Raw genomic sequence first — 14,639 nt, forward strand, 5'->3', positions numbered from 1 at the left:
TTGCTTATGGCAAAGCAATTTTATATAAAATTTTCATCTGGCAATATTTTTGGTATGAGGGGATATTATGAAAATCAAAAAAAGACAATCGGCAATGAGGTGGTTTTATTCCTACCTCAAAAAGTACACGTGGAAGGTTGCCCTGGGACTTATCCTTGTGACAGCTACTTCCATTCTGGCAATCATCAACCCCAGAATTACAGGCTTTATCGTAGACGATATCATCGGCGATGGCAAAAACATCAGGATGGATCTTCTTCCAAAGTTCCTTCTTCTGATGATAGGCATCACACTTATACGAGCTATCTTCAGACTTATTTTCCTGTATCTGTTCGAGACAGCATCACAGGATATGCTCTATGACATGCGTGATGGCGTATACAGAAATCTTCTTGAGAAGGACTTTGCCTTCTATAACAGAAGCAGGACCGGCGACCTTATGAGCAGACAGACAGGTGACATGATGGCGATCCGCCATTTCGTTGCCTTTGTTATTTACAACATTTATGAAAATGTCCTTCTGTTCACTATCGCTTTGTTCATGATCTTCTCTGTTGACTTCAGGATAGGTCTTGCCATGATCCTTGTTCTTCCTATAACAGCTTTTATGACTTACTCACAGTCCAAGACCATAAAGCCTAAGTTCATGAACATAAGAGACAAGTTCTCATCTCTTAATGCCTTTGTTCAAGAGAACATAAGCGGTAACAGAGTCGTAAGAGCCTTCGCCAAGGAAGAGTACGAGATCGAGAAATTCGATAAGGAAAATGCCCAGTACAAAGAAGCTGAGCTTGAAGCTGCAAGAGTATGGACCAAATATGTGCCTATATTTATGCTCCTTTCAAACATGCTCACCTTCATCCTCATGGTAGCAGGTGGTATCATGTGCATTTATGGTTACATGTCACTTGGTAACCTCGTTATGATCAACAGCTATCTGTGGATGCTCAATAACCCTCTTCAGTTTATGGGCTGGCTCATTAATGACTACCACAGATTTACAACTTCTGTAGAAAAGATATACCAGACTATCACTCAAAAACCTGATATCCAGACTCCCCGCTATCCTAAGGAAGTCGATAAGATCAAGGGCGAAGTCGAGTTTAGAAACGTATCCTACACAGTTGATGATGAACCTGTCCTTCATGATGTAAGCTTCCACATAAAGCCGGGTCAGACAGTAGGTATCATCGGTGCAACAGGCTCAGGTAAGTCAACTATCATGAACCTTATGTGCAGATTCTTTGATACAACCAAGGGTGAAGTCCTTATGGACGGCATCAATGTTAAAGACCTTGATCTTCACAGGCTACGTGATGGTATCGGTATTGCTATGCAGGATATATTTCTTTTCTCAGATACTATCGAGGGTAATATTGCTTATGCAGACCCTGACTGCCCGTTTGAGAAGGTTAAGTGGGCTGCAAAGATGGCTGATGCTGATGACTTCATCACCAAGATGGATGATGGATATGACACAGTTGTCGGTGAAAGAGGTGTAGGTCTTTCCGGTGGTCAGCGTCAGAGGATCTCTCTTGCAAGAGCACTTCTCAAAGAGCCGTCTATCCTGATCCTTGATGATACAACATCTGCTGTTGATATGGAGACAGAAGCTGAGATCCAGCGCGATCTAAAAAAGCTTAACGGACATACTGTATTCATCATCGCTCACCGCATATCTTCGATCAAAGATGCTGATGTGATCCTTGTTGTTGAGAACGGCCGCATATCCGAGTCCGGAACTCACGATGAACTTATTGCCAAAGATGGCTATTACAAGAAGGTATTCGAACATCAGTACGGTGAATTCGATGAGATCATGAAAAGAAAGGAGACCGCATAATGGCCAGAAATAAAATTGAACAAGACGAAGAACTGGAAAGCGGTTTTGACATAAACCAGCTCAAAAGACTGGCGCACTATGTCGGCTCCTATAAAAAGGATCTGACTATCGCCGTTATCATAATGGTAATATCAAGTGCCATTTCCATGCTCATTCCTCTTTTTATGAAGAATGTCATGGATATCATCTCAGATACTGTTTACAACAATGTATATACACCGGATAAGGCTGTCCGCCTTATTATAATCAATGCTATCCTGGCGCTCCTTGTAGGTATAACCTGTGCTGTCATCATGAAGTACAAGATCAAACTTACATCAAGAGTTGGTCAGGGCGTCATCTATAACCTTAGGCGCGAGCTCTTTGTACATCTGCAAAAGCTCCCCTTTTCCTACTACGATGATAAGCCTCACGGCAAGATTCAGGTTAGGGTTGTTAACTATGTTAATAATCTAAGCGATCTTCTGTCCAATGGTATCGTTAATACCATTACAGATATGTTCTCGCTTGTATTCATCCTGATATTCATGCTGATGCTGAATGTAAGATTTACTCTTATATGCCTGTGCGGTCTTCCAATACTTACTGCTATCATCCTTTTTGTAAAAAACAGACAGAGAAGAGCCTGGCAGATACAGAGTAATAAACAGTCAAACCTCAATGCTTACATAGCAGAAAGTATCAACGGAATCAGGGTCACACAGTCTTTTGTCAGAGAAGATACTAATACAGTTCTTTTCAACAGGCTCAACAAAGAATCAAGAAGCGCATGGATGAACGCGGTTAAATATAACTTCATCTTAAGCCCTGTTATAGAGAATATTACGGTTATCACGACCTCTGTTATCTATGTTCTAGGTATTGGCTGGCTTACACACGGAGAAACTGCTATCACAGTTGGTCTCTTAACTGCCTTCGTCGGATATGTTTCAAGATTCTGGCAGCCTATTATGACACTGGCAAACTTTTATAATTCGCTTCTTACAGCAATTTCCTATCTTGAACGTATCTTTGAGACCATTGACGCTCCGATAACAGTTAAGGATAATGAAGGCGCCAAGGAAATGCCTGAGATAAAGGGCGATGTAGAATTCCAGAATGTTAGCTTTGCTTATGACGACGGAGTTGAGATCCTTCACGATGTAAGCTTCAAAGTTGGTGCAGGACAGTCCTATGCTATAGTAGGTCCTACCGGAGCAGGTAAATCTACTATCGTTAACCTTATCAGCAGATTCTATAACGTTGAAAGCGGCAAGGTTCTTATTGATGGAACTGATATAAGTGATGTTACCATTAAGTCCCTACGTCAGCAGATGGGCGTTATGATGCAGGACAGCTTCATCTTCTCCGGAACCATAATGGACAATATTCGTTATGGTAATAAAGATGCTACTGACGAAGAAGTAATAGCTGCTGCCAAAACCGTATGTGCTCACGACTTTATCAAAGGCCTTGAAGACGGATATAACACACAGGTCAATGAAAGAGGAAGCAGACTCTCTGCAGGTCAGAGACAGCTTATATCCTTTGCAAGAGCTGTTCTTGCTAACCCAAAGATCCTGATACTTGATGAAGCAACTTCCAGTATTGATACTGAGACAGAGATCCTTCTTCAGAAAGGTCTTCAGGAAATGCTTAAAGGTAGAACTTCTTTCATCATTGCTCACAGACTTAGTACTATCAAGAATGCAACCTGCATCATGTATGTAGATGATGGTAAGATCCAGGAGAAGGGTTCTCACGAAGAGCTCTTAAAGATACCTGGCGGATACTACCACAATCTCTACGACAGCCAGTACGCATTCCTTCAGGCCTGACAGTATCTTTATAAGTTTTCTGATTTCTCTTGAAAGGTTTTATGTTTTTTAAGAGAATAAGATATATGTTTTCGCAACTTTGAATCAGAAATCCGCATTTACTGCGGATTTCGTAAGAAAGTGAATCGGTAGGTAAATAGGCCCAACACCGAAGGTGTTCTCAATTGGCCTATTTACATGACTTTTGGAACGAAGTGACAAAAAGTCATAAGATTTTATTCAAAAGCAAAAGCCATTTTGAGGTTTCAATATGATTCCTCAAAATGGCTTTTATATTTTTTATGTAAGGAAGGGTATTATTTACAATTCATAAGACTTAGAATCCGAAGTCGTCTCCGCCGTCGCTTCCGTCATCTTCTTCATCGTCTCCATCATCAGGGTTCTCTTCGTCGTAGCCGTCTCCGTCATCGTAGTCGTCTCCATCATCGTAATCGTCGCCGTCTTCGTAGTCGTCGTCGTCTTCGTAGTCGTCTGAACCCTTGTTATCATCATCAGAGTCCTTCTTGTCATCTGATTTCTTGTCGTCATCTTTACTGCTTGAATTACTTGATTTCTGCTCTTTAAGTGTAACTTCTACTTCAACTTCTTCGTATCCGTTACTGCCTTTTCTAAGAACTGTGATCTTGATTGTCTGTCCAGCTTCATAATATGCCATGTTGGTATCAAGATCTGTTCTGGAAGCAATTTTTGCATCTTCAATCTGAATAATGATATCACCAACTTCAAGACCTGCTTCATCTGCAGCACTTCCGCTGTCAACTGATGAGATATATGCACCTTCAACACCTGTAGGTGTGTATGCTGTTACGCCAAGAACACCTCTGTTGTCTTTGCTTGCTTTCTGTTTTGATCCGGACTCCATAAGGCCATCAATGATAGGCTTAGCTACTGAGATCGGAATAGCATATCCCATACCTTCCGCATCGGAAGTTACAGCTTTTCTTGAGTTAATTCCGATAAGCTGTCCCTTTGAGTTTAATAAAGCTCCACCGGAGTTACCGTGGTTAATAGACGCATCTGTCTGAATGAATATTGCTTCAGATCCATCCTCATTAAGGAGTTTTCTGTTTAAAGCACTGATAACACCTACTGTAACTGACTGGCCCTGACCAAGAGCATTACCGATCGCAATTGCAGGCTCACCAAGTTTTAATGTATCAGAATCGCCTATTTCTACAAAAGCAATTGCGTTCATAGTTGCATCATCTATTTCTGAAAGAGGTACAGCTATAACTGCAAGATCCATTCCGGAGTTAGTACCTTTGATATAAGCTTTTTTAGTTGTACCATTTACAAAATTTACTGAAAGGTCATCTGCATTTTCAACTACGTGGTTATTAGAAACGATCAAAAGCTCTGTATCATTCTGACCGAGAATAACTCCTGAGCCTGAACCACCACTAAGGCCCTCTCCTTCTTCATAACCATATTCTTCAAGGTCAACCATAAATGTATTATCTATACTAACGATAGAAGGCATAACCTTATCGATCAGTGCAGATACATCTGTTGCAACAACCAGGGGCTCTTCTGTTTTATTAGCATCATCTGCATTTTCAGTAGTAGCAACTTCTTCATTTTTATCCTTGCTTTCAAGAAGTCCCTTTAATGAGATGTCTTTGCTCTTAGCAACATATACAGCACCGGTTCCAAGTCCTGCTACAAGTAAAAGAGCTATAAAAGAAACTAATATCTTTTTACCCTTTTTCTTCTTTTTAGGAGGATTATTATCATATCCGGCATACTGATATCCATTATTCTGCATTCCATTATTAACAGAATAATTAGCGCCTGTATTGCCGTATGTACCTGCGCCCTGTGTGTAATTATTATCTTTTACTTCGTTCATGTTATTCCCCTTTCATGCCCGGTTTAATCTTCTTCAATAACACATATTTCCATATAATCAAATGGAACTTCTTCTATAAAACTGTCCTGAGTGAATCTGCATTTACTATGCCTCTTGAAGTCATTTACGTTAACCCCAAGCCAGATAGGTTTGGGAAGATCCATCTCATAGCATGCCTTTTCAAGACTCCCCATAACTTTATGTGTTCTGGTATCATCGTCGTCATTGCATATGACTGTATCTTTTTGCATGTGATTATCTTTGAATAATCTGACCCATAATCTAAACATTTTCTTCAATTCCTTCCCGTGCTTATATTACTTTGCACCAAAACGAAGAAAAATGCAATCTGGATTTTGCTAACTCTATATATGAATGAGCATAGATAAGCTTGTTTATATATTATCACCCTACTATAAAAAAGTTCTCTTATACGACGAACGGTATATTTGATATGATAAAGCGTCATTATTAGTAGAAAACAGGTATCCGATTCCTGTTTATAAATGCGCTTACAGAACTATTAATGTCAAAAAAGGCTTTGCATGATGATATGTTTAGAAATACAGGGATGTATTTCTAAACATATCAATCTGCAAAGCCTTAGTATATCATTTATATCTTTTTTGACAGATCGAACTATCGATCAGTCTTCGTATCCATTAGGATTGTTCTTCTGCCATCTCCATGAATCCTCGCACATTTCACGGATGCCGTTCTCAGCCTTCCAGCCAAGTTCTCTCTCGGCCTTCTCTGCGTTTGAATAACATGTAGCGATATCGCCGGCTCTTCTTGGAGCAATTTCGTAAGGGATCTTAACGCCATTAGCTTCTTCGAAGTTCTTAACAATATCGAGAACGCTGTAGCCAACACCTGTTCCAAGGTTGTAGAGCGAAAGACCTGTTCCAGGCTCAAGCTTCTTAAGCGCCTTAACATGTCCCTTAGCAAGGTCAACTACGTGGATATAGTCACGAACACCTGTTCCGTCAGGAGTATCGTAGTCATCACCAAATACGCTAAGGTGATCAAGCTTACCTACAGCAACCTGTGTGATATAAGGCATAAGGTTGTTAGGAATACCGTTAGGATTTTCACCCATGGTACCAGACTTGTGAGCTCCGATAGGATTGAAGTATCTAAGAAGTACTACATTCCATTCATTGTCTGCTTTCTGGATATCTGAAAGTATCTGCTCAAGCATGTGCTTGGTCCATCCGTAAGGATTTGTGCATACTCCCTTAGGGCATTCCTCTGTGATCGGAATGATGGCAGGATCGCCATAAACTGTAGCTGATGAAGAGAAGATGATGTTTTTAACATTATGCTTCTTCATTTCATCAAGAAGTGTTAATGTTCCTGATATGTTATTTTCATAGTATTCCCAAGGCTTCTGAACTGATTCGCCAACAGCCTTAAGTCCTGCAAAGTGAATAACAGCATCGATCTTTTCCTGTGAAAAGATCTTCTCAAGATCTTCACGATTTCTTATATCAGCTTTGTAAAAAGGAACCTTCTTACCTGTTATAGCTTCAACTCTGTCAAGAACCTTCATGGAAGAGTTGCTAAGGTTGTCCATTACTACAACATCATATCCGGCATTCTGCAGCTCTACTACTGTATGACTGCCGATATATCCTGTTCCACCTGTTACTAAAATTGTCATAATGTTTTCCTCCTAAGAGTGCATAAAAAGCTCAATCTGATCAAATACTTCAAAACTTGTTCTTATGCATGAATTATAAATGTCAGCCATTATATCTTCAATAACAACATGTTATTTAAAGCTGTCAAAATGTTAAATGCATTTTCATTTTCAAAAATGCCTCTCTATATACGATAAAAGCCATATTATGATTCCTGAAGACCTACTTGTCTTTGGAATCATATTATGGCTACTAACCATTTTATTCTATGTACGATTACAGGATGTAATTTGTACATGTCCAGAAATACATGGATGTATTTCTATGTACCTTATAGCTCTATACCATTAAGCTTGCAAAGCTCTCTAGCTGACTCTACTGAATCAACACCTGTAGGGTTCTTTATCGGTGCAAACTCTTTCTCTCTTACAACTTCATAAGGAAGACATGAATCAAGCATATGGATCATATCAAGAACGAGCTGCTCGAACTTACATCCGTTTGGCTTTTCAGGCTTAACAAGATTTGCATTCTCATCGATATATGGAATCTTCTTCTCAACTACGTGAAGAGGAAGTTCTTTTGAAGCGATCTCTTCAAGAGCCTTTTCATTGAAAAGATAGTTAAGGATTACACCGAAGTTATATGCAGGATCACCGTTTTCATCCTTAGCATCCATCATCTCCTGTGAAAGTTCGTAATATTCTACGATTGATGGTCTGCCATCTTCAAGGCACATAACGCCAACCTTCTCATCAGGAGCGTTCTTCTTAACAACCTTGGCACCAACGCTAACTCCGCGCTTAACTGTAGCACCAACGAAGCAAGGATCACAGATTCTCTGAAGTACGTTATCTACAGCAAATACATCGATCCATTCAATGCCTTCTGCATGGATGACATCAAGAAGGCCTGCTCTGATCATTGATGAGAACCATCCTGCATTACCATTAGGAGATGTAGAGATACGGTCCTTGCCTTCCATGTAAACTTTTCCGTTGTAGTCAGAAGCCGGTGCCATATCCTGTTTAAAGAATGTTACCTTATCCTTTGGATAGCCAAAGAAGTTCTTCTCTGTAAGGAAATTTACTGTAGCTTCATGATTCTTTTCACTAGTCATTATGAAAAGATGGATGAATGCGCCGCCTGCTGCGTTAACGCTATCCATAAGATTTTCAAATAGTCTCTGGAAAATATATACATTCTTGGTAAGACCAATATCAAACATTCCCTTTGGATTGTCTGAACCAAGACGAGTTCCCATACCACCTGCAAGAAGAACTGCTGCTGTCTTGCCTGCCTTTATTGTCTCAATACCGATTCTCTCAAACTCTTCTCTTGAAGCCTCGATCTCAGGAAGCTGCATTGCTGCAAGTGGAGAGAATTCTCCACGGTTTCCACCCTTTCCAAGTTCGCTGCACTTAGAAAGAACTTCAAAATCTGTTTCATCGATCTGCTGAAGAAGAGCAGCCTTGCTTTCTTCGGAAAGTTCATCATAATATTTGAGAACGTGTTCCTGGTTATATTTTGCAAGCTTTTCTTTAGCCTGTTCGTAATTCATATTTCACTTACCTCCAAACACCCTTTTTCATATTAAGTTTCCCATAATATTGTATCCGAAAACTCCAGTCAGGACTATTATTCGTTTATCTGTCCTAGCTAATAGCATAGCTATTCCAAAGCTCCTGTTGTTTTCAAAATCGCCTATATACTTTATCACATTTTTCGTAAAGTTTCCACTTTTATTGCGCAAATACAGTTTTTGTCAAAAAAAGAGCTGCGACACACTGATATGTGCCACAGCTCTTCATAAGTCATATAGTTTTAATATACTGCTACTACAGGAGGTACAAGTCCTTCAGGACCAATAAGCATACCGTCCTTATTGAATGTGCAGTCAACGCCGCCAATGTTGACAGTGGTATTTGCAACCATACGTCCGTCTTCTCCAAAGTAGAAGAATCCGTCACCGATCTGTACAAATCCGATTACCATGTGACCATCTACAGGATCAAGCATATATGTGCCATCCTTTGTCTTTGAAAGACCCTTAAGCAGCGCTCCGTCTTTGCCGGAAATGTAGAAGTTTGTTCCTGCATTGAACATCTGTCCTACTACCATCTTACCATCTACGCCGTAGAAGTATTCGCCAACGAATCCAGTCTGCATTACACCTTCAGCATCAAAGAAGTAGTTACTCTTGTCGATTGTAACGCTTCCTACTGAAGCAGCGTGTGTCTTAGGATCAAAGTAATATGTAGCTCCTGTTGCAGGATCTGTGAAGAATCCGCTTACAGCTGCGCCATCTGCGCCGAACATATACTTAAAGCCTTCAATGCCAAGCATACCTGTCTGCATCTCAGCTTTTTCATTAAAGTAATAAAGATTACCGTTTACACTCTGAAGACCAACAAGAGCTGTACGTGTTTTAGGCTCAAAGTAGTATGTCTTGCCTGTAGCTGCATCTGTATAGAATCCCGTGTATGCCTTACCCTCAGCATCGAAATAGTATATACCTGTATCAAGACCAAGAAGACCTGTTCTCATAATACCATCTGCTCCGAGATAGTAGAGATTGTCGCCAATTGACTGAAGACCTGTAAGCATTACATAGTCATCATTAAAGTATCTTATACCATCAGGAAGTGCTACAAAGCCTTTTACCGCCTTACCATCTGCACCGAAATATGTCTGGATACCTTCTCCGATAGTAAGAAGACCTGTCTGCATGATTCCATCTGCATTGAAGTAGTATCTTGAATTTTCAATATCAGAAAGACCTACAGCAGCCATTCCTCCCTTAGTAGGATCAAGATAATACTGGTTAACTCCATCATTCATCCAACCAGTCCAGACAAGACCGTTTGATGCATCGCAGAAATATTTTCCACCTGATGAAGGTGTTACCCAGCCTTTCTGCCAGCGATAGTTGTTGTAATAATATGTACCTGTCTTAGTTGTAAGGAATCCCTCCGGAATGATTACCTGTGAATAATCTGTGTAGAGATAATCCATATCAACTCGGCCATTGATTCCCGGTACTGATCCGCTGCTTGTATACTGCCATACGCCGTAGCTGTATGGCATTGTATTAGTATCAGAATACTGGGCAACCCATTTCTGCCATGATACATCTCCAAGACGCTGTACATACCAGTTTCTGCTCGCATATACCATTGGCATATATCCTGCACTTGAAACTATAGTACAGAAAGTATTAACGATATCCTGCTGCTGTGCCATGTTAAGAGACTTCTGACACTGAGCTTCGATATCAATTACTACCGGGAATGATACCTGATATGGTGCAATAAGCTGAAGCAAAAGATTAGCTTCACTTGCTGCCTGCTCTGCGCTCATTGCATAAGTATACCAGTAAACACCAACACGAAGACCTGCTGCTGCAGCTCCTGTAAGGTTATTTACATACTGAGTATCGATTGTGTTTGAAGTTCCTACGCGAACAAATGCGAAAGTGATCCCACTCTGAGCAACTGCTGTCCAGTTGATCGCACCCTGATAGTGAGATACGTCTATTCCTCTTGCAAGAACAGGTGCAGCCTGAGCATCAATTGCTGCCTGCGGCGTCGAAAATGCTGTTGCAATAGAAATGACAAGTGCGCATACCACGGCTGTAATCCGTCGAATGACTTTTTTTGACATTTTCCTCCTCCTTAAAAGCTATTTTTCCCTAACCAATTAAGTAAATTATACCGACAAAACGCTTCATTTTCAAGGAATATAGCGCTTTTAAGCCTTATCACATTTGCACAAAAAAGGTCGGCGTACAAAATAGTACGCCGACCTATGATCTTTCAAATATAGATATTAAATACCCTTATTCAGTCAGATCTCTTTGGTAATAATTATGCCCAAGGATTCTCTGTAGGATATTTAACTTCTGCAGGCTGATTGTAACCAATCTCTTCTACAGGTACACCGATGTACTTGAATACCTCGAAGAGCTGCTTGCCCCAGTTACCGAATGCAACAGCACCGTGGTGAGGGAAGTTCTTCTCGATAAGTACGTGTCTGTAGAATCTGCCCATCTCCTTGATAGCGAATACACCGATTGAACCAAATGACTTAGTTGCAACAGGAAGTACTTCACCCTGAGCGATGTAAGCACGAAGCTTAGAATCAGCTGTGCTCTGGAGACGATAGAATGTGATCTCACCAGGAACGATATCTCCTTCAAGAGTTCCGTTTGTAACCTCGATAGGAAGATTACGAGCCATGATCTTCTGATATCTCATCTCATGGAATGAAAGCTTGCTTGTGCATGTATTTCCGCAGTGGAAACCCATGAATGTATCTGTGAACTTGTAATCGAACTTGCCTTCGATTGACTCTTTGTACATATCCTTAGGTACAGAGTTGTTGATATCAAGAAGAGTAACAGCGTCGTTACTGATAACTGTTCCGATGAACTCTGAAAGTGTTCCGTAGATATCAACCTCACATGATACAGGGATTCCTCTTCCTGTAAGACGGCTGTTTACATAGCAAGGAACGAATCCGAACTGTGTCTGGAATGCAGGCCAGCACTTTGTTGTAAGAGTAACGAATTTTCTGTAACCCTTGTGAGCCTCGATCCAGTCAAGAAGTGTAAGCTCGTACTGAGCAAGCTTCTCAAGTACTTCAGGCTTCTTGTTACCTGAACCAAGATCCTTCTTCATGTCTTCAACAACTTCAGGGATACGAGCATCGCCTGCGTGGTTCTTAAAGCTTTCGAAAAGGTCAAGCTCTGAGTTCTCTTCGATCTCAACACCAAGGTTGTAAAGCTGCTTGATAGGAGCGTTACAAGCAAGGAAGTTCATTGGACGAGGTCCAAAGCTGATGATCTTAAGGTTCTGAAGAGCATATACAGCCTTAGCGATTGGAAGGAATTCGTGGATCATATCAGCGCAATCCTCAGCATCGCCAACAGGATATTCAGGGATATATGCCTTTACGTTTCTAAGTGCAAGGTTGTAGCTTGCATTGAGCATACCGCAGTAAGCATCTCCTCTGCCATCCAAAAGGTCATTCTGGCTCTCTTCTGCTGCTGCGCAGAACATCTTAGGACCTTCGAAGTGCTTAGCAAGAAGTGTCTCAGAAATTTCAGGACCGAAGTTTCCAAGGAATACGCAAAGAGCGTCACATCCGTTCTTCTTAACATCTTCAAGAGCGTTAACCATGTCGATTTCGCTCTCAATAATTGTGATAGGGCATTCGTAAATGTCCTTTGCATCATACTTGTCAGCATAAGCCTTTACAAGTGCTTTTCTTCTGTTCTCAGCAAGACTAGCTGGGAAACAGTCACGGCTTACTGCTACGATTCCGATTTTGATTTCTGGAATGTTGTTCATTTTTTTGCCTCCTACCTCTTTTTACCTTTTAACTTTTCTCGAGACTATTACCAGTTGTATATTATTTTTAATACAACTTTATAGTACAACTGATATACTATTTGCATTTAACAATACTAATTCTACAACACATTTACAATTTTTAATGTTTAAATATTGCTATTTCTTTCTCATTTTTCATTTTCTATCTATTCAACAAAAAAAGAGCCTAGAAACTGTGTAAATTCACATGTTCCTAAGCTCTTTTTATTAATACAACTTGTTATTTTTTGTTCGCTACATCGGATCTGATAAGCGCTCTCTTCAGCTTTGCTTCTGCAAGCATAACGTCCTTGTCGCCAAGTTTATCCTTGGTCGCAAGTCGCTCCTGTGCACGCTTTTTAGCATCCTGAGCACGCTCAAGATCAATATCCTCTTTCCATTCCCATGTTGTAGCAACAACACGGCATTCGCCGTCCATAACATTGATCATTCCGCCCATGCAGGCCGCTGTTCTTACTGTTCCGTCCTCAAGTACAACCTTTGCAGGTCCCATACCAAGTGCAGAGCAATAATTAGTATGCTTGGCCATAACACAAACGTCACCATCTATGGTACGGAGGATGATCCTTGTAGCCTGTCCGTCCAGCTTACTCCCGTCAGGAGTAGCTATCTGCAGATGAAACGGAGTTGCCATAGCTCATCCCTCCTTCATCTTATGATTTCTTCGCTTTTTCGAAGGCTTCATCAATAGTTCCGCAGAAGAGGAATGCTGACTCAGGAAGCTCATCGCACTCACCGTTAAGGATCATGTTGAAGCCTCTGATTGTCTCTTTAAGCGGTACATACTTACCTGGAATACCTGTGAACTGCTCAGCAACGCTGAATGACTGTGACAGGAAACGCTGTACCTTACGAGCACGGCTAACAGTGAGCTTATCCTCATCTGAAAGTTCATCCATACCCATGATAGCGATGATATCCTGCAGCTCTCTGTATCTCTGAAGAACCTGCTGAACACCTCTGGCTGCTTCATAGTGATCCTTACCTACGATCTCAGGAGTAAGGATACGGCTTGTAGAATCCAAAGGATCAACTGCAGGATAGATACCCTGTGAAGCTATTTCACGGGAAAGAACTGTAGTTGCATCCAGGTGTGTGAATGTTGTTGCAGGAGCAGGGTCCGTAAGGTCATCCGCAGGTACATATACAGCCTGAACAGATGTGATAGATCCGTCCTTGGTTGATGTGATACGTTCCTGAAGTTCACCCATTTCTGTAGCAAGTGTAGGCTGGTAACCAACGGCTGATGGCATACGGCCAAGAAGCGCTGAAACCTCAGAACCTGCCTGAGTGAAACGGAAGATATTATCGATGAAAAGAAGCACGTCCTGCTTCTTAACATCACGGAAATACTCAGCAACAGTAAGTCCTGAAAGACCTACTCTCATACGAGCCCCCGGAGGCTGGTCCATCTGACCAAAGATAAGTGCAGTCTTGTTGATAACGCCTGACTCACTCATTTCACCATAAAGGTCATTACCTTCACGAGTACGCTCACCAACACCGGTAAATACTGAGTATCCACCGTGTTCTGTTGCTACGTTGTGGATCAGCTCCTGAATAAGAACCGTCTTACCAACGCCGGCACCACCGAAGAGACCGATCTTACCACCCTTAAGGTAAGGGCAGATGAGGTCTACAACCTTGATACCTGTTTCCAGAATCTCACTGGATGTCTGCTGATCTTCGTACACAGGAGCCTCTCTGTGGATCGGCCAGTAGTCAGAAGCCTGAATGGGCTCCTTGTTATCTACAGGCTCGCCAAGGAGGTTCAATACCCTACCAAGGCACTCTTCGCCAACGGGCATCTTAATAGGTGCTCCGGTATCTTTGGCAGGAGTTCCTCTCATAAGGCCGTCGGTACTGCTCATGGCGATACAGCGGACTTTGTCGTCGCCTATGTGCTGGGCAACTTCTACTACCAGACGTGTGCCATTATTATCAATCTCAATGGCATTCATCAGATCCGGCAGCTGTCCATCTTCAAATTTGATGTCCAGTACAGGTCCCATTACCTGGGTAACTGTACCTATATTTTCTGTAGCCAATGATTATCTCCTTTTTATTAGAAAAAGATGTTTACAGTTACATGCT

Annotated in this window: 10 protein-coding genes; 2 read left to right on the forward strand and 8 right to left on the reverse strand. The window is 41.4% G+C overall.

The annotated features are described in order from the left end of the window. The first annotated feature begins 67 nt into the window (after window positions 1–67). Both WAA20_RS19290 and WAA20_RS19295 read left to right on the forward strand, forming a co-directional pair. Window positions 68–1,843 (forward strand): ABC transporter ATP-binding protein, encoded by a 1,776-nt coding sequence (locus WAA20_RS19290; protein ID WP_073385833.1) that lies wholly within the window; start codon window positions 68–70, stop codon window positions 1,841–1,843. After that, window positions 1,843–3,660 carry an ABC transporter ATP-binding protein gene (locus tag WAA20_RS19295; protein WP_073385835.1) on the forward strand — a complete coding sequence of 606 codons (1,818 nt, stop codon included), beginning with the start codon at window positions 1,843–1,845 and terminating at the stop codon, window positions 3,658–3,660. Before WAA20_RS19290 ends, WAA20_RS19295 begins: the two co-directional genes overlap by 1 nt. Before the next feature lie 316 nt (window positions 3,661–3,976). On the opposite strand, the gene WAA20_RS19300 is transcribed toward WAA20_RS19295, so the two are convergent. The 8 genes from WAA20_RS19300 to atpD form a co-directional block, all read right to left on the reverse strand. Then, a complete protein-coding gene (locus WAA20_RS19300; RefSeq protein ID WP_073389313.1) occupies window positions 3,977–5,509 on the reverse strand; it encodes a trypsin-like peptidase domain-containing protein in 1,533 nt (510 codons plus the stop codon). A 23-nt stretch (window positions 5,510–5,532) separates the two neighbouring features. Next, entirely contained in the window at window positions 5,533–5,799 is a 267-nt protein-coding gene (locus WAA20_RS19305; RefSeq protein WP_073389311.1) for a hypothetical protein, read from the reverse strand. 356 nt (window positions 5,800–6,155) lie between these two features. Beyond that, window positions 6,156–7,172, reverse strand: coding sequence for a UDP-glucose 4-epimerase GalE (galE, locus tag WAA20_RS19310; RefSeq protein ID WP_073389310.1), 1,017 nt, complete (start codon window positions 7,170–7,172; stop codon window positions 6,156–6,158). A 311-nt stretch (window positions 7,173–7,483) separates the two neighbouring features. Then, window positions 7,484–8,713 (reverse strand): UDPGP type 1 family protein, encoded by a 1,230-nt coding sequence (locus tag WAA20_RS19315; protein WP_073389308.1) that lies wholly within the window; start codon window positions 8,711–8,713, stop codon window positions 7,484–7,486. Window positions 8,714–8,976: 263 nt separating this feature from the next. After that, window positions 8,977–10,815, reverse strand: a complete 1,839-nt coding sequence (locus WAA20_RS19320) for a GH25 family lysozyme (protein WP_073389307.1) — start codon at window positions 10,813–10,815, stop codon at window positions 8,977–8,979. 203 nt (window positions 10,816–11,018) lie between these two features. After that, a complete protein-coding gene (locus WAA20_RS19325) occupies window positions 11,019–12,503 on the reverse strand; it encodes an L-fucose/L-arabinose isomerase family protein (protein WP_073389305.1) in 1,485 nt (494 codons plus the stop codon). A 262-nt stretch (window positions 12,504–12,765) separates the two neighbouring features. Next, a complete protein-coding gene (atpC, locus tag WAA20_RS19330) occupies window positions 12,766–13,179 on the reverse strand; it encodes an ATP synthase F1 subunit epsilon (protein ID WP_073389304.1) in 414 nt (137 codons plus the stop codon). A 19-nt stretch (window positions 13,180–13,198) separates the two neighbouring features. Continuing rightward, a complete protein-coding gene (atpD, locus tag WAA20_RS19335) occupies window positions 13,199–14,593 on the reverse strand; it encodes a F0F1 ATP synthase subunit beta (RefSeq protein WP_073389302.1) in 1,395 nt (464 codons plus the stop codon). Window positions 14,594–14,639 lie beyond the last annotated feature (46 nt).

The sequence above is a fragment of the Butyrivibrio fibrisolvens genome (assembly GCF_037113525.1).
Classification (GTDB): Bacteria; Bacillota; Clostridia; order Lachnospirales; family Lachnospiraceae; genus Butyrivibrio; species Butyrivibrio fibrisolvens.

Coding starts and splice junctions, on each gene's coding strand:
- WAA20_RS19290 (WP_073385833.1), top strand. CDS start 68: ATGAAAATCAAAAAAAGACAATCGGCAATGAGGTGGTTTTATTCCTAC.
- WAA20_RS19295 (WP_073385835.1), top strand. CDS start 1,843: ATGGCCAGAAATAAAATTGAACAAGACGAAGAACTGGAAAGCGGTTTT.
- WAA20_RS19300 (WP_073389313.1), bottom strand. CDS start 5,509: ATGAACGAAGTAAAAGATAATAATTACACACAGGGCGCAGGTACATAC.
- WAA20_RS19305 (WP_073389311.1), bottom strand. CDS start 5,799: ATGTTTAGATTATGGGTCAGATTATTCAAAGATAATCACATGCAAAAA.
- galE (WP_073389310.1), bottom strand. CDS start 7,172: ATGACAATTTTAGTAACAGGTGGAACAGGATATATCGGCAGTCATACA.
- WAA20_RS19315 (WP_073389308.1), bottom strand. CDS start 8,713: ATGAATTACGAACAGGCTAAAGAAAAGCTTGCAAAATATAACCAGGAA.
- WAA20_RS19320 (WP_073389307.1), bottom strand. CDS start 10,815: ATGTCAAAAAAAGTCATTCGACGGATTACAGCCGTGGTATGCGCACTT.
- WAA20_RS19325 (WP_073389305.1), bottom strand. CDS start 12,503: ATGAACAACATTCCAGAAATCAAAATCGGAATCGTAGCAGTAAGCCGT.
- atpC (WP_073389304.1), bottom strand. CDS start 13,179: ATGGCAACTCCGTTTCATCTGCAGATAGCTACTCCTGACGGGAGTAAG.